The sequence below is a fragment of the Microbacterium salitolerans genome (assembly GCF_019720895.1).
Taxonomy (GTDB): Bacteria; Actinomycetota; Actinomycetes; order Actinomycetales; family Microbacteriaceae; genus Microbacterium.
Map to the genome: position 1 here is coordinate 354,756 of NZ_JAHKSH010000002.1, position 15,240 is coordinate 369,995.

The window sequence follows — 15,240 nt, forward strand, 5'->3', positions numbered from 1 at the left end:
TGACGATTATCCGCCATGGCGGTGTCTCGCCACGATCCCGCGTAGGGAGGAGCACCGGGCGTGGGGCACAGTGAAAGCTCAGGAAGGAAGTCCCCCGATGAATTCACTCACTCTCCGGCGCGTCCGAGGCGGTGCCGCGACGCTCGCGGCCCTCGGTCTCGTCGCGTCTGGCGCCCATGCCGCTGCCGCGACGCCGATGCCCGCAGACGACGCCGCCCAGGAATCCGCCGCGTCCCGCCACGTCACCCTCGTCACGGGCGACGTGGCGTCGGTCGACGTCGACGCCTCGGGGACGGTCCTCTCGGCCGGCCTCGCGGAACGAGACGGCGTCGCGACGACGTTCCAGGATGCGAATGGGCTCTATGTCTTCCCCGACGGGGTGCTCGCGCGCGTCGACGCGGGCGAGCTCGACCGTGAGCTCTTCAACGTCACGCGGCTCGTCGCCGATGGGTATGACGACGCGGCCCGCGACACACTCTCCGTCATCGTCGACGACGCGTCCGCCGCGGATGTCGCCGGCACAGAGGGCATCGAGGTCACGCGCGAGCTCACCGCGCTCGATGGCATCGCGGTCACGATCGACAAGTCCGACGCCGCAGATGCGTGGCAGACACTCTCAGCCGCGGTGTCCGGCGACTCCACGCTGTGGCTCGATCGCGCGCTCCACGCGTCGGTCGAGCCAGCCGCGGCCGCGGCCGAGATCGATGTCGAGAGCCCGACCGTCCCGCTCACAGGCGCGGGCGCCGCACATGATCGCGGGCTCGACGGATCCGGTGTGACCGTCGCCGTCCTCGATTCGGGATACGACACGGCTCACCCCGATCTCGCCGGCCGCGTGATCGGATCCGAGACCTTCGTCTTCGGCGGATCCGTCGAAGACCGCAATGGGCATGGCACGCACACGGCGTCGACGATCGCCGGAACGGGCTCGGCCTCCGAGGGGCTCTACGCGGGTATGGCGCCGGGCGCCGACCTGCTGATCGGCAAGGTGCTCGGCGACGACGGATCCGGGGCCTCCTCGGGTGTCGTCGCCGGAATGCAGTGGGCCGTCGACCAGGGCGCTGACATCGTCTCGATGTCGCTCGGCGCGGAGGGACTGTCGTGCTCGAGTCCGGAGGTCGAGGCCGTGCGCGCGCTCAGCGACCAGGCGCTCTTCGTCATCGCGGCGGGCAATGCCTCGGTGAGTCATGCCATCTCGACGCCGGGCTGCGCGCCCGAGGCTCTGACGGTCGGAGCGATCGACCGAGCAGGCGAGACGGCGGGCTTCTCGACCCGTGGACCGGTGTTCGGGGGTTCCACAGCGAAGCCCGACATCGCCTCGCAGGGCGTCGACGTCGTGGCCGCCCGCGCGGGCGGTCGAGACGGCAGCGCCTACGCGAGCTATTCGGGCACGTCCATGGCGACGCCTCACGTCGCGGGCGGCGCGGCTCTTGTGCTGCAGGACGACCCCGAGCTCACTCCGACGCAGCTCAAGGACGTCCTGACGTCCTCGGCGCGGGACTCGGATGCATCGGTGCTCGATGAGGGAGCCGGTCATCTCGACGTCGCCCAGGCGCTCGATCAGGCGGTCACGGCGCCGGCCAACCTCGTGCTCGCCGACCTCGCCTATCCGCAGGACGAGGCGGTCGACGGCGCCATATCGCTCGTCAACACGTCGGACTCGGAGGTGACGATGGCGATCCGCGCCGATGACCTCATCGGCGACGATCGCGAGACGAAGCTCGCGGGGAGCTTCCTGACGCTCGGGGCGAAGCGCATCACGATCCCGGCCAACGGCGTCGCGGAGGTGCCGGTCACGATCGATCCCCGCGCGACGATCAAGGATCTCGCGTACGGGACGGTCACCGCGCGCCTCCTCGGCGACGGCGATGACGGCGTCCGCGTCAGCGTTCCCATCTCGATCGACCTCGAGGCGCCGAGCTACGACCTGACGGTGGACGTCGCCGACCGGTTCGGTCAGCCGGCGGTCTCTCCCTCCTCGGTGGCGATCGTCGACGCGGCGCACGGGCAGGCCTCGATGGTCGGCGTGCGGGACGGCCAGGCGCATTTGCGCGTGCGGGCCGGTGAGGTCACGGTCGTCGCGAACGTGATGACGCGTGATGATTCCTCCAATGCGGGTCTCGTCCAGTCCCTCGCCGTGATGTCCGAGCAGCGGCTGCGCGTCGACGACGACATGACGATCTCGTTCGACGCCCAGGACGCGAAGCAGATCTCCTGGAAGACGGATCGAGAGAGCGAGTCGTACGGCTACGGCGCGGGCTTCACCTACGACATGTCGGGGACGGGCCGGATGATGGCCGCTCTCGCGGCGGCGCCGCGCTATGTCGAGGAGCTCTACGGCGCCTCGAGGGGCGGGACGGACCCCGATTTCGCCTTCGTCGCGGCGACGCGCGCCTTCGCGCCGAGTGCGACGTTCGAGACGGCGACCGGCGGATTCGACGCGTTCCCAGCCGCACTGGCGCCCGAGTTCGACGGATCCGGATCCGCACCGCTCGTCCGCCCGGACGGAGACGTCGACGGCGCCGTGGCTCTCGTCGAGGTGGAGACCACCTCAGGGCTCTCGCGGACCTCGACGGATCTCGCCGAGCGCGGGGCAGTCGGCATGGTCGTGACGGTGCCCGGCAGCACGGGACGCTTCAACCCGAACGTGTACGGTGCAGTGATCCCGGTCGTCGTCGTGACAGGCGACACCGGTGAGCGTCTGGCAGCGGAGGCGGATGCGGGAGCGATCGTCACCTGGGACGGCACGTCCGTCGAGACCTCGCCCTATGCGTACAACCTCGTGGAGCGGCAGAGCGGTCGCGTGAGCCCCGGCACCATCCGCGTCCGCGATGCGGATCTGCAGGCGGAATCCGGTCGGTATCACTCGCAGGGCGACGAGCGCTTCCTCTACACGGACACGAAGTTCTCGCTGCCCGGCGTCTCATCGACCTACGCATCGGGGACTCCCGCGCCGGTCCTCGCGCCCCAGGAGCGCACCGACCTGTTCACCGCGAGTCCCGACGTCGCGTGGACGAGCATCGTCGCGCCCGGATACGTGAACTCGGGTGGCGCATTCGACGGCCCGCGCTCGCGAACGGCGGGCGAGGGCGGAATCGCCGACTGGCTGAAGGCCCCGATCGGGCAGGTGTCGCCGACCGACGGCACGTCGATGTTCGACCGCCAGGGCGGCCAGCTCACGGTGAGCGTGCCTCACTACGGCGACGCGGGCGGCCACGACGCGGTCGGGGCGTATCCGGACCGCCGATGGTTCGACATGTGGATCGACGGCGAGCGTGCCATTCCGAGTGCCGGGACCTACGACCTCCCGGAGGCGACTGCGACGATCCGTGCGCATGTCGACTGGTCGCGTCCCGCCGGGTTCGGCGTCATCGACTGGAACACCGGTCTCGCCTACGCCACTGATTGGGAGTTCACGACGACGGGCGGCGACGCGGGAGCTCTCGACGCGCTCATCCCGCACGTCGACGTGCCGGTCGATCTCGCGAACCGCGTTCCCGCGGACGAGGCCGTCACCGTCGCGCTGGCGGCATCGAGCGACGCGGCCCCGCGTGTCGACGCAGAGCTGTCGGACGTGCAGGTGTGGTTCGCGATCGGCGACGAGCAGCGGTTCGACGCGATCGCCGACGACGCGTGGCAGCAGGTGGAGGCGACAGGAGCGGGATCCGCGTGGCAGGCCGACGTGCCGGGCGCGCCCGCGGGTTCCTTCGTGCACCTGCGCGTCGAGATGACGGGCGCCGACGGCGATTCGTCCGTGACGCAGACGATGGTCCGCGCCTACGGCGTCAGCTGAGCAGCCGGGCGTCGCCCTGTTCGAGCCGCGGGCCCGGTCGCTCTGAGAGCGACCGGGCCCGCGGCGGCGGGCTCAGACAATCAGCGGAGGACGAGCGAGAGCGTGCCGCGCGTCACCTCGAGCGCCGCGTCGGTGCCGGCCGGCAGGCCGTCGACGGAGAACTCGCCGAACTCTCCCTCGATCACGTCGGCGTCGATGAGCGCGATCCGCTTCGGCAGCCGCTTGAGCTCCGGGAGCGCGATCTCGAGGGAGCCCGCGAGCTGCGCGATGCCCTCGACCTCCACGGCGGCGACCTTCCCGCGTTCGCCATGGCCGATGGATCCGTTCCCGTGACCGGCATCGGCGGCCGTGAGAGACAGCGTCGCGTCGTCGCCCTGCGCGAAGTCCCCGGCGATCGCGAGCGAGGATCCGTCGACGTCTTCCGAGAGCGTCCCCGCCGCGTTCTCGACGGATCCGATGCCGAGTGCCGTGACGGAGGCGGCGGTGAGCCCGCCCCCGTCGATGACGACGTCGCCCGTGAAGCTGTTGTCGCCGGACAGCGTGAGGGCTCCTGTTCCATCCTTCGTGAGCGCTCCCGCGCCGTCGATGTCGTTCTTCCACTCGTCGTCAGCGCTCAGGACGCCCGCTGCAGCGTCCATCGTCACGTCGACGTCCGTGTCGAAGGAGCCGTAGCCGTTGACGGCCGCGAGGAGGTGGAGCCGCCCCCAGCCCTCGGCGTCGTCGTTCACCGGGTAGCCGGACTCGAGACCCGTCGAGAAGAGCACCCACCGACGCTGTTCGTCGGTGAGGTAGGGAAGGCTCGTCTCGATGAGCGCCTCGGCACCCTTCGGCACCCGCATCTGCTCGTCGTCGTCGCCCGTCTGCGCGAAGCCGAAGGTCATGTACTCGTGCCAGGTCTCGAGGGCGTCGTCGTACTCGACTGCAGTCTGCTCGACGTCCTGCTTCGCGATCCAATCCTGCGCGTCGGACACGGCCCGCGCCTTCTCATCGGCGAGCGCGGGGTCGTTGAGTGCCCCGGCCGTGATCGCCGTGGAGAGGATCCGCCCGCCCATGACATCGAGCGGCGAGTGCATGCCGAGCTCGATCCGGCTCGTGCCGATCTCGGCCGCCTTCAGCAGGAGCTGCTCGGACTGCTGGGGGAAGGCGTAGGCGAGACCGTTCGCCGCCATATGGCCCGCGTTCGTGTGACCGGACGGGAAGCCGCCGTCGGTCTCGGCTTCCTCGACCGGCTTCTGGAGCGGTGCGGCGAACGGCGGGACGTCGACGTCGTCCGACCAGCGGAACGGACGGGGGTACTGGTAGGCGTACTTCGACGGGTTGGAGCTCGCGGCGTGCTGGCGGATCGCGTTGACGAGCGTCACGGTCGAGCCGAGGGATCCGCCCTCGTCGGCCCAGACGCCGTTCTCGTTGCTCTCGTCGTCGAACTTCTCGGTGCGCGCCTCCTCGGGCACCTCCGCGGGGATCGTCGTGCCGAGGTTCACCTCGGCCGCGTAGGCGCCGCGGTACGCGCCGAGCCCCTCGGCCGCCGTGTAGTTCTGATGGCGCCGATCGATGACGTAGGCCCGCTCCTGGGCGGCGTCGCTCGCACCGGACGAGATCGCCTCCGACTGGGCGATGTTGCTCTCGTGCACGTCGATGTCCTCGATCGTGCCGTCGTTCCACGTGGATCCTGGCGACCAGATGTCGCGGAACCGCGAGAGCACGCTCACGGCCGCGTTGTCGGAGGGATCCAGTTCGGTGGTGTTCGAGTCCCACTCGTCGACGAAATGGCCGTGGGCGCCCGCGTGCGGGGCGATGGCGGAGTCGTCGAGCAGGACGCCATCGGTCGCGGATGCGGGGACGGCGAGCGCGAGGGAGGCGAGCGCTGTCGCGCCGATCGCCGTCGGCAGAGCCGCACGTCGACGGAAGGTGCGGAGGGACATGGGAGTTCCTTTCTGAGGGGCGGCGGCGCGGGGGCGCCGTGCCGGAACGTACGGATCGACGGTGAACCGCGCGTGAACCGGGGACCTGGGCGGGCGACGCACTCGCTCATCACGAGGAGCGCGCGTTCCGGCCGCCCGTGGGTCCGCGCGCGAGAGAATGGATCCATGGGCAGGCAGGATGGATCACGGCGGCTCGTCTCGCCCGAGGGCGCGGACGACACCGGCGCGCACATCCTGCACGTCGACATGGACGCGTTCTACGTCGGCGTCGAGACGCTCGACGATCCGTCGCTCGCGGGAAAGGCCGTCGTCATCGCGCACCGCGACGGACGCTCGGTCGTCTCGAGCGCGTCGTACGAGGCCCGCCGCTTCGGCGTGCGGTCGGCGATGCCGATCGGGCAGGCGCTGCGTCGCTGCCCGCATGCGATTGTCGTCCCCCCGCATTTCGAGCGGTATCGCGAGGTGTCGGCGCAGGTCATGGAGATCTTCCGCTCGATCACGCCGCTCGTCGAACCGCTGTCGATCGACGAGGCGTTCCTCGACATCTCGGGCTCTCGCCGTCTCTGGGGGCCGCCGGCGAAGATCGCGCGCATCATCCGCCGGCGCGTGCACGAGGAGACCGGCGTCGCGTGCAGCGTCGGCGGAGCGGCGACGAAGCACGTCGCGAAGATGGCGTCGACGGCGTCGAAGCCAGACGGGCTGCTCCTCATCCCTCGTGCGCGGACGCAGGAGTTCCTCGATCCGCGCCCGGCGGGCTCGATCTGGGGGGTCGGTCCGAAGGCCGCGGAGGCGCTCGCGTCGCGCGCGATCCGCACGATCGCCGACGTGCGCGGCACGCCGGTGCCGGTCCTCGCGCGCATCCTCGGCCAGTCCCAGGCGCAGCGGGTCCACGAGCTCGCGCATGGCAGGGACGCGCGCGACATCGAGACGCAGCGGGTCGAGAAGAGCGTGTCTCACGAGGAGACGTTCCCCGAGGACGTGTCGGACATCGAGCTCCTGCGCGGCGAGGTGCTGCGGCTCGCCGACCGCGTCGCGGTCCGACTCCGGCAGGGAGGGGTCGAGGCCTCGGGCGTCGCTCTCAAGCTGCGGTTCGACGACTTCGCCACGATCACGCGGTCGCATGCGCTCTCCGAGCCGACCGCCGTCGGGCAGCGGATCGGGCAGGAGGCGCGGGACCTGCTCGACGCCGTCGATGTGCGCGCACCCGTGCGGCTGATCGGCGTGAAGGCCGAACGGCTCGTGCCCGCGGGGTCGTCCGCGATGGCGCTGTGGGACGACGACAGCGAGTGGAAGCAGGTCGAGGGTGCCCTCGACCGGGCCTCGGCGAGATTCGGCTCCGGCACCATCACACGGGCGGCGTTCCTCGGGTCCGCAGCGCGCATCCGGCACCTGCCGTCGCACCTGCGACCGCCCGAGATCAGCGACTGACGCACCCCGTCTTTCGGGGTACGGTGGTGCCATGCCCAACATCGCGATCGAACTCGGCAAGCTCAGCAGCAACCTCGGTGTCAAGGCCTCGTACGGCGAGCAGCAGGATCTCGACGGCGTCAAGGTGCTGCCGGTCGCGGCCACGTGGTCGGGGTTCGGCGGGGGATCCGACGAGGCCGGCAACGGCGGTGGCGGCGGTGGTGGCTTCTCGCTCCCGATCGGCGCCTACATCCGCCGCGGATCCGAGTTCCGCTTCGCTCCGAACGTCATCACGCTGATCGCGGTGCTGACGCCGTTCGTGTGCGTGGCTGGGCGCACACTCGGCTACGTCATCAAGCGCCTGAAGAAGTAGCGCTGGCCGTAGGAGATAGGACCGCGCCCGACGACGTTGTCGGCGTCGTCCTTCGAGCCGTCGCGGGCGCTCCGCGCCCGCGCATCGTCATCGACGGCCGCAGTGGCGCGGGCAAGACGACCGTCGCGCATCTCCTGGCACAGCACGTTTCCGGCGCCCACGTCGTCTCGCTCGACGAGTTCTACCCGGGCTGGTCGGGCATGGCCGAGGCGACGGAGATCACCGCGCGTCTCGTGGCGGCGCACGCGGCAGGGCAGAGCGCGACGTATCGCCGGTGGGATTGGGAGCGCGATCGCTGGTACGCGGACGAGCACACCGTGGATCCGGCCGGTCCGCTGATCATCGAGGGCTGCGGCGCCCTGTCGCCCCGGTCCGCCCGCCCTTCGTCTGTCTCCGTCTGGATCGACGGCCCCGCCGAGCTGCGCCGGGCGCGCGCGCTGGCGCGCGACGGCGACGTCTTCGCGCCCTACTGGCGCATGTGGGCGGCGCAGGAAGAAGCGCACCTCGTCGCGCACTCCCCGCGCGCTCTCGCCGACCTGTCGTTCGATATCGCGTGAGGCGTCACTCGTCTTCCGCGCGCTCGTCGGCGACCTGCACGAGCCCTTCGAGGCGGTAGCCGAGCCACTCGTAGAGGCCGTAGGCGGGATCCTCTGAGTCGTGCGCGTGATCGTCGTCGATTCCGAGCCGGCTCGCGAGCACGAGTCTCAGAGCCGCGAGTGTGCGCAGCCAGGAGTCGAGCTCGTCGCCCGCGATCGAGATGTCGACCGGCGCGAGGGCCTCGTCGAGGTCGGCATGCTCGATGCGCTCGAGAGCGCCCATCACGACCGCGGCATCATGGGCCCGGCGGCCGAGCAGATCACCTCGTGTGACGTGCCGGAACTCCTGGGACTCCGCTGCGTCGTCGGGGTACGCGTCTGGCGTGAGGCGGTCGAGTGCCGGGTCCTCGTCGGTCGACTGCTCCGTCACGAGGGTGCGGAACTGCGAGACGAGATCGACGAGGTGCGTCGCCTCGATGCGGGTGAGCGTGAGGATCACGAGCTGATCGGTCATTGCGGAGCCTTTCGAACGGTGGCCCACAGGCCGTAGTCGTGCATGGCCTGCGCGTGCAGCTCCATCTGCTCGCGCGCGCCCTCGGCCACGACGGCCTGGCCGTCGTGGTGCACGGTGAGCATGCGCTCCATCGCCTGATCTCGCGAGAAGCCGAAGTACTCCCGGAAGACGCGCACGACGTAGCTCATGAGATTGACGGGGTCGTCCCAGACGACGGTCTGCCACGGGACAGCGGCGCTCGGGTGCTCGGCGCGATCGACCTGCTCGTCGAGCGCCGGGGACGCGAATACCATCTGCTGGTCCGTCATGCCCATCCCAGTTCGTGGAGTCGTGCGTCGTCGATTCCGTAGAAGTGTGCGATCTCGTGCACGAGCGTCGTGTGCACCTCATCACGCAGCTCTTCGAGTGTCTCGCATGCGGCGAGGTGCGGCTCACGGTAGACGATGATCCGATCGGGGAGCTCGCCCATCCCGTAGCGATCGCGCTCCGTCAGCGCGAGCCCGTCGTAGAGGCCGAGCAGATCGAGGGAGCCGTCTTCCGGGCGATCCTCGACCGCGAAGATGACGTTGTCGAGTCCGTCGACCATCTCGTCGGGGAGCTGGTCGAGTTCGTCGACCACGAGGGCCTCGAACTCGTCCGCATCCATCCGTCGAGTCTATCGGGGAGGCGGCCCGGTCGCCGCGTCGCGGCACATGCCAGGCAGAGTCGGTGAACACAATGCCGAGGGTCGACGGCGCGGCGGATCATAGAGGTGAGAGGGCGCAGCTCGGACGGCGACGCGCTCGCGCCTCGGGTGATGCGGTCCGGGATCGCCACGAGAGAGGATCTTCCGGGAGAGGCAGGACCTCTGTCGATTGGGGTGGCTGACGGGGCTTGAACCCGCGACCCCCGCGACCACAACGCGGTGCTCTACCTGCTGAGCTACAGCCACCGTGTCCCCGCTCATCGCGGGGCAACCCGACTATCTTGTCACAGGTTCTGAGCGAACTCGCTCACGACATTCTCAGCAATCGCCTTCGCCTCGTCGGAGCTCGGCCCGGGTGCCGGGAGAAACGCGGCGCCGCGGTAGTAGCGCAGCTCGCGGATCGACTCGAGGATGTCGGCGAGAGCCCGGTGGCCGCCGTTCTTCTCGGGCGCGTTGAAGTACACGCGAGGCATCCAGCGGCGGGCCAGCTCCTTGATGCTCGAGACGTCGACGTTGCGGTAGTGCAGGTAGCCGTCGAGCTCTGGCATGTACTTCGCGAGGAACATGCGATCGGTGCCGATGGTGTTGCCGGCGAGGGGAGCGCGGCGCTCCTGCGGCACGAAGCGCTTCACGTACTCGAGCACGCGGCGCTCGGCGTCGGCGAGGGGCGCGCCGTGCGGGATCTCCTGGTCGAGACCGCTCGCGGCATGCATCTTCGTCACGAACTCGTTCATGTTGTCGAGCGCAGCCGGCGAGGGGGCGATCACGATCTGGAGCCCCGGATCCAGGATCCGCAGCTCGAAGTCGGTCACGACGACCGCGATCTCCACGAGCTCGTCGACTGCGGGGTCGAGGCCCGTCATCTCGCAGTCGATCCACACCAGCCGGTCGTTCTCGGATGCGCCCACGATCGGGACCCCCTCTTGTCGCAGTTTTCGTCCCCCAGGGGCGATTCGAACACCCGACCAAAGGATTAGAAAGCCTCTGCTCTTCCACTGAGCTACTGGGGGAAGTGCTTCCAGGTTATCCGACGGTGCGAACGGCTCCGGCAGAGCCCGGGGCGCGGCCCTTCCGTGTCGCGCCGGCGCGGCGTACTCTGCTCGCGAGAGGAAGGAGGAGGCGAATGGAGAGCACTCACACGCGTCGCCTCTATGTGGGTTACGGATCCGCGGGGGCCGTCGGATCGATCCGCGAGACCGAGAGCGGCTTCGCCGTGACGATGACCGGCGCGAGCGAGCCGTTGGGGGAGTACCCGAATCTCGCGATCGCCAAGAATGCGCTGTGCTCGCACCTCGGGCACGGCGCACCGAGACCGGAGTTCCACGAGCACTGACGAGGAGCGACGGTCGGCGCGCAGGCGCCGCCAGGACGGGCGTCGGAGAGAAACCGGCGCCCGTCGTCGTGAGGGGGCGTAGCGTGGTGAGGCACATCGATTCGCGGCGAGAGGACCCCCACATGCAGACCTTCGTGCTGGCAGGCGGATGCTTCTGGTGTCTGGACGCGGCCTATCGCGCGCTGCGGGGCGTCGAATCCGTCGTCTCGGGGTATGCGGGGGGCTCGGTTCCGTCGCCGACCTATGAGCAGATCTGCACGGGATCGACGGGGCACGCGGAGGCCGTCAAGGTCACGTTCGACCCGGAGATCATTCCCGCGACCGTCATCCTCGACGCGTTCTTCACCATGCACGACCCGCGTCAGCTCAACCATCAGGGCGCCGACACGGGCACGCAGTACCGCTCCACGATGTTCCCCGACTCGGATGAGCAGAAGGAGCTGTTCGAGACGGCGCGTTCGCGTGCGTCCGGGCTGTGGGACGCGCCGCTCGGCGATGTCGAGGGATCCCTCGTCACGACCATCGAGCCGCTCGACACGTTCTGGGACGCAGAGGACTACCACCAGGACTTCTTCGCGAAGAATCCGGGCCAGGGCTACTGCCTGGCCGTCGCCCTGCCGAAGGTGAACAAGGTGCGCGCGACCTTCTCGGAATACGCGAAGGCCTGACGCGACACACCCTGGGCGATCCGGGGTCAGCGTGTCCACAATCGCGGATCCCGAGAAGTTGTTCCACCTGAGCGGGATCGGCGGTGCGGACCGGAGCCCGATGTCGGCACGCTGACGTCCACCGGTCGAGAGTCGGCCGGAAGGACGGAAGGAACCCTGATGGCCGACCCCATCACGATCACCGGAAACATCGCCACCGCGCCCACTCAGCAGAGGACGAACGCGGGTGCGCCGTTCACGCGATTCCGCGTCGCGAGCCCGAATCGACGCCGCGACCCGCAGACCGGGGAGTGGGCCGACCTCGAGCCCAACTGGTACACGGTGTACGCCTACCGTGGGCTCGCCGAGAACGCCGTCGCCTCCCTCTCGAAAGGGCAGCGCGTCATCGCCTCGGGCACGCTGAAGGTGCGCCGCTGGGAACGCGACGAGCGCAGCGGCACCGAGGTCGAGGTGTACGCCGACTCGCTCGGGGCCGATCTGCGCTTCGGCCGCACGACCTTCACGCGAGTCGGCTCCGGCGCACTCGAGAGCGCGGAGCGCGCGGACCCGCCGGGTAACGCGCCGCAGGCGGCGTCCGGTGACGTGCGGCAGGACGAGCAGGGGGCGTGGGCGGCACCGGGCGACGAGTCGTGGACCGCAGCGGATGTCCCCGAGACGGTCGACGGATCCGGCGACGACGAGACGCCGTTCTGATCGTAAGGTGAGGGGGTGAGCATCCGTCTTCCGCGTCTCCTCGCCGTGCCCGCTGTCGCCGCCGTCATCGCTCTGGCCGCGTGCGCGCCCGCCGATCAGGCGCCGCAGCCGACAGCGGATGCCACCCCGACGCCGACCCCGAGCGCCACCCCCGAGCCCATCGCGTTCCACGCGGACGGAACAGCCGACGACAATCGGGCGATCTTCCTCGAGACCGTCGAGCAGGTCTGGAGCTCCGAGCGCAGCGCCGAGGGGCGTGCGTATGTCGACGCTCTCGTCGAGACCGGATTCGACAAGTCGCAGATGCAGGTGAGCAAGGATCTCTCGACCGTCGGCAATCCCGCCGAGACCATGATGGTGTCGGTCAGGTGGAGCGACTCGGCGTGCCTCGTCGGACAGTTCGGCCCCGACACGCCATCTCCCGTCGCGAAGGTCTTCGAACCCCTCGACGGCGTGTGCATTCCGGGGGAGACCCGCGCGATCGACTGGTAGCTGAACCGGCGCGAGATCCTGCGGATCCACGGGCCATCGCACCGTAGACTGGGGGCAACTATGGCTGAGTACATTTACCAGATGGTCCGCGCCCGCAAACAGGTGGGCGACAAGCTGATCCTCGATGACGTGACGATGTCGTTCCTGCCGGGAGCGAAGATCGGCATGGTCGGCCCGAACGGCGCCGGCAAGTCGACGATCCTGAAGATCATGGCGGGCCTCGATCAGCCCTCCAACGGCGACGCGCAGCTCACCCCGGGCTTCACGGTCGGCATCCTCATGCAGGAGCCCGTGCTCGACGAATCGAAGTCCGTTCTCGAGAACGTGCAGGACGGCGTCGGCGAGATCAAGGGAAAGCTCGACCGCTTCAACGAGATCTCGGCCCTCATGGCCGAGCCCGACGCCGACTTCGATGCGCTGCTGGCCGAGATGGGCAAGCTCCAGGAGGACATCGACAACGCCGACGCGTGGGATCTCGACGCCCAGCTCGAGCAGGCCATGGACGCGCTGCGCACGCCGCCGGGCGACGCGCAGATCTCGAACCTGTCCGGTGGCGAGAAGCGCCGCGTGGCGCTGTGCAAGCTGCTCCTCGAGAAGCCTGATCTCCTGCTCCTCGACGAGCCCACCAACCACCTCGACGCCGAGAGCGTGCTCTGGCTCGAGCAGCACCTGCAGAAGTATCCCGGCGCCGTGATCGCGATCACCCACGACCGGTACTTCCTCGACCACGTCGCCGAATGGATCGCCGAGGTCGACCGCGGACGGCTCTACCCGTACGAGGGAAACTACTCGACCTACCTCGAGAAGAAGGCCGCGCGCCTCGACGTGCAGGGCAAGAAGGACGTCAAGCTCCAGAAGCGCCTCAAGGACGAGCTCGAGTGGGTCAAGTCCAACGCCAAGGGTCGTCAGGCCAAGTCGAAGGCTCGACTCGCCCGCTACGAGGAGATGGCAGCGGAGGCCGAGCGCACGAAGAAGCTCGACTTCGAGGAGATCCAGATTCCGCCGGGGCCGCGCCTCGGAGGCATCGTCATCGAGGCCAAGAAGATCCAGAAGGGCTTCGAGGATCGCACGCTCATCGACGACCTCAGCTTCAGCCTGCCGCCGAACGGCATCGTCGGCGTCATCGGACCCAACGGCGTCGGCAAGACGACGCTGTTCAAGACGATCGTCGGTCTCGAGCCTCTCGACAGCGGTGACCTGAAGGTCGGCGAGACCGTCAAGCTCAGCTACGTCGACCAGACGCGCGGCGGCATCGACCCCGAGAAGTCGCTCTGGGAGGTCGTCTCCGACGGGCTGGACATCATGATGGTCGGAAAGACCGAGGTGCCCTCGCGCGCCTACGTGTCGAAGTTCGGCTTCAAAGGGCCCGACCAGCAGAAGAAGGCCGGCGTGCTGTCGGGTGGTGAGCGCAACCGGCTCAACCTCGCGCTCACGCTGAAGCAGGGCGGCAACGTGCTGCTCCTCGACGAGCCGACCAACGACCTCGACGTCGAGACGCTGCAGTCGCTCGAGAACGCGCTGCTCGAGTTCCCGGGCTGCGCCGTGGTCGTGACGCACGACCGCTGGTTCCTCGACCGCATTGCGACGCACATCCTTGCCTACGAGGGCACCGAGGAGAACCCCGCGAAGTGGTACTGGTTCGAGGGCAACTTCGAGGCCTACGAGCAGAACAAGATCGAGCGCCTCGGCCCCGACGCCGCGCGCCCGCACCGCGCGACTCACCGCAAGCTGACGCGCGACTGACGCCGACAGCACGCACACGAGAGCACCCCCGGATCGATCGATCCGGGGGTGCCCTCGTGTGATCAGCGGATCACTCGGCGATCAGCGTCTCGAAGGCGTCGGGGTTCTCAGAGATCCACTGGTCGATCGCCGCCGGCTCGTCGCCGTCCTCGAACTGGTTCACCACCGTGTCCTCGAGAGACTCGTAGAGGGCGTCGTCGAGCGAGATCCCCGCGATGTAGTCGGCCGCGTCGGGGAACTCCTCCGAGAAGCCCGCCGTGCCGAGGACGTGCATCGTCTCGGGGTCGCCCATCGCGCCCTTCGGGTCCTCGAGCGCTTTGACGTCGTACGACGCGTTCGCCCAGTAGGGCTTCCAGAGCGTGACGACGATATCGTCCTCTTCCTCGAGCGCCTGCTCGAGCTCCGTGAGCATCGAGGGGGTGGACGAGGTGAGCAGCGAATACTCCTCGTCGAGGCCGTATTCGGGCATCGCGACGTTCTGCAGCTGACCGGTGAGGCCCGCACCCGGCTCGATCCCCGTGATCGTCCCGTCGAACTCCTCGCCCATTCCGACGAGGTCCTCGATAGAGTTCACGTCCTCCATATAGGTGGGGACGGCGAGGAAGTTCTCGGCGCCGTCGTAGAACGTCACGAGGTCCTCGATGTCGTCGCCGTACTCCTCCATGTATGAGGCGTGCGTGAAGTCGGGCCACGCCGACGCGTAGATGTCGAGACTGCCGCCCGCCAGGCCCGCATAGATGGGGCCGACCTCCGTCAGCGGCTCGAGCTCGATGTCGTAGCCGACCTCCGAGAGCTGGTCGTCGAGGAGGAAGGCGAGAGCGAGCGAGTCGGTGTACGAGGGGATGTAGCCGACGGTGATGGTCCCGAGCTCGTCGCCTTCAATGGCTGAGGAGGAGCCCCCGGAGCTGCAGCCCGCGAGCGTCAGCGTCGCGGCGGAGGCGACGGCGAGGGAGGTGATCGAGAATCGTGTCTTCATCTGTGCATGGCTTCCGTGTCGAATACAGTTGTGATCTGTGATCACAACATACGTGACCGGAATCGGGAGCGCACATCGACGCGAACGAGGACGCTCCTAGGATGG

General features: G+C 68.9%; 15 protein-coding genes and 2 tRNA genes. 9 read left to right on the forward strand and 8 right to left on the reverse strand.

All coding sequences use genetic code 11. The annotated features are described in order from the left end of the window. Nucleotides 1-97 precede the first annotated feature (97 nt). A complete protein-coding gene (locus KOL93_RS04905; RefSeq protein WP_221584217.1) occupies nt 98-3,793 on the forward strand; it encodes a S8 family serine peptidase in 3,696 nt (1,231 codons plus the stop codon). An 80-nt stretch (nt 3,794-3,873) separates the two neighbouring features. Here KOL93_RS04905 and KOL93_RS04910 read toward each other — a convergent pair whose 3' ends face one another. Next, on the reverse strand, nt 3,874-5,715 hold the full coding sequence (locus tag KOL93_RS04910) for a phosphatase PAP2 family protein (protein ID WP_221584218.1): 1,842 nt from the start codon (nt 5,713-5,715) through the stop codon (nt 3,874-3,876). 165 nt (nt 5,716-5,880) lie between these two features. On the opposite strand from KOL93_RS04910, the gene dinB reads away from it, so the two are divergent. From dinB to KOL93_RS04925, 3 genes are read left to right on the forward strand one after another with little or no spacing between them, the layout of a single operon-like run. Then, the gene (gene dinB, locus KOL93_RS04915; RefSeq protein ID WP_221584219.1) at nt 5,881-7,143 is read left to right on the forward strand and encodes a DNA polymerase IV; all 1,263 of its coding nucleotides are present in this window, start codon (nt 5,881-5,883) and stop codon (nt 7,141-7,143) included. Between the two features lie 31 nt (nt 7,144-7,174). After that, nucleotides 7,175-7,495, forward strand: a complete 321-nt coding sequence (locus KOL93_RS04920; protein ID WP_221584220.1) for a hypothetical protein — start codon at nt 7,175-7,177, stop codon at nt 7,493-7,495. Next, a complete protein-coding gene (locus tag KOL93_RS04925) occupies nt 7,444-8,052 on the forward strand; it encodes a nucleoside/nucleotide kinase family protein (RefSeq protein ID WP_221584221.1) in 609 nt (202 codons plus the stop codon). Before KOL93_RS04920 ends, KOL93_RS04925 begins: the two co-directional genes overlap by 52 nt. 4 nt (nt 8,053-8,056) lie before the next feature. Here the strand turns inward: KOL93_RS04925 and KOL93_RS04930 are convergent, their stop codons facing one another. The 6 genes from KOL93_RS04930 to KOL93_RS04955 form a co-directional block, all read right to left on the reverse strand. Continuing rightward, nucleotides 8,057-8,545 (reverse strand): DUF2017 family protein, encoded by a 489-nt coding sequence (locus tag KOL93_RS04930; RefSeq protein WP_221584222.1) that lies wholly within the window; start codon nt 8,543-8,545, stop codon nt 8,057-8,059. Beyond that, nucleotides 8,542-8,853, reverse strand: coding sequence for an ATP-dependent Clp protease adapter ClpS (gene clpS / locus KOL93_RS04935; RefSeq protein ID WP_374107108.1), 312 nt, complete (start codon nt 8,851-8,853; stop codon nt 8,542-8,544). Before clpS ends, KOL93_RS04930 begins: the two co-directional genes overlap by 4 nt. Next, complete coding sequence (locus KOL93_RS04940; protein WP_221584224.1) at nt 8,850-9,191, reverse strand: metallopeptidase family protein; 342 nt, start codon at nt 9,189-9,191, stop codon at nt 8,850-8,852. Before KOL93_RS04940 ends, clpS begins: the two co-directional genes overlap by 4 nt. Nucleotides 9,192-9,400: 209 nt before the next feature. Next, a tRNA-His gene (locus KOL93_RS04945) sits at nt 9,401-9,476 on the reverse strand. 38 nt (nt 9,477-9,514) lie between these two features. After that, nucleotides 9,515-10,141: an oligoribonuclease gene (orn, locus tag KOL93_RS04950; protein ID WP_221584520.1), complete on the reverse strand. Its 627-nt coding sequence runs from the start codon at nt 10,139-10,141 to the stop codon at nt 9,515-9,517. A gap of 27 nt (nt 10,142-10,168) precedes the next feature. After that, nucleotides 10,169-10,240, reverse strand: a tRNA-Arg gene (locus KOL93_RS04955). A 113-nt stretch (nt 10,241-10,353) separates the two neighbouring features. Between KOL93_RS04955 and KOL93_RS04960 the strand changes: the two genes are divergently transcribed. The 5 genes from KOL93_RS04960 (at nt 10,354) to ettA (ending at nt 14,159) form a co-directional block, all read left to right on the forward strand. Further along, on the forward strand, nt 10,354-10,563 hold the full coding sequence (locus KOL93_RS04960) for a methyltransferase (RefSeq protein ID WP_221584225.1): 210 nt from the start codon (nt 10,354-10,356) through the stop codon (nt 10,561-10,563). A gap of 122 nt (nt 10,564-10,685) precedes the next feature. Further along, complete coding sequence (gene msrA, locus KOL93_RS04965) at nt 10,686-11,231, forward strand: peptide-methionine (S)-S-oxide reductase MsrA (protein ID WP_221584226.1); 546 nt, start codon at nt 10,686-10,688, stop codon at nt 11,229-11,231. A 159-nt stretch (nt 11,232-11,390) separates the two neighbouring features. Beyond that, nucleotides 11,391-11,924: a single-stranded DNA-binding protein gene (gene ssb, locus KOL93_RS04970; RefSeq protein WP_221584227.1), complete on the forward strand. Its 534-nt coding sequence runs from the start codon at nt 11,391-11,393 to the stop codon at nt 11,922-11,924. A 15-nt stretch (nt 11,925-11,939) separates the two neighbouring features. Then, the gene (locus tag KOL93_RS04975) at nt 11,940-12,416 is read left to right on the forward strand and encodes a DUF6993 domain-containing protein (RefSeq protein WP_308291541.1); all 477 of its coding nucleotides are present in this window, start codon (nt 11,940-11,942) and stop codon (nt 12,414-12,416) included. Nucleotides 12,417-12,476: 60 nt separating this feature from the next. Beyond that, on the forward strand, nt 12,477-14,159 hold the full coding sequence (gene ettA / locus KOL93_RS04980; RefSeq protein WP_221584228.1) for an energy-dependent translational throttle protein EttA: 1,683 nt from the start codon (nt 12,477-12,479) through the stop codon (nt 14,157-14,159). A 70-nt stretch (nt 14,160-14,229) separates the two neighbouring features. Here ettA and KOL93_RS04985 read toward each other — a convergent pair whose 3' ends face one another. Next, the gene (locus KOL93_RS04985) at nt 14,230-15,135 is read right to left on the reverse strand and encodes a glycine betaine ABC transporter substrate-binding protein (RefSeq protein ID WP_221584229.1); all 906 of its coding nucleotides are present in this window, start codon (nt 15,133-15,135) and stop codon (nt 14,230-14,232) included. Nucleotides 15,136-15,240 lie beyond the last annotated feature (105 nt).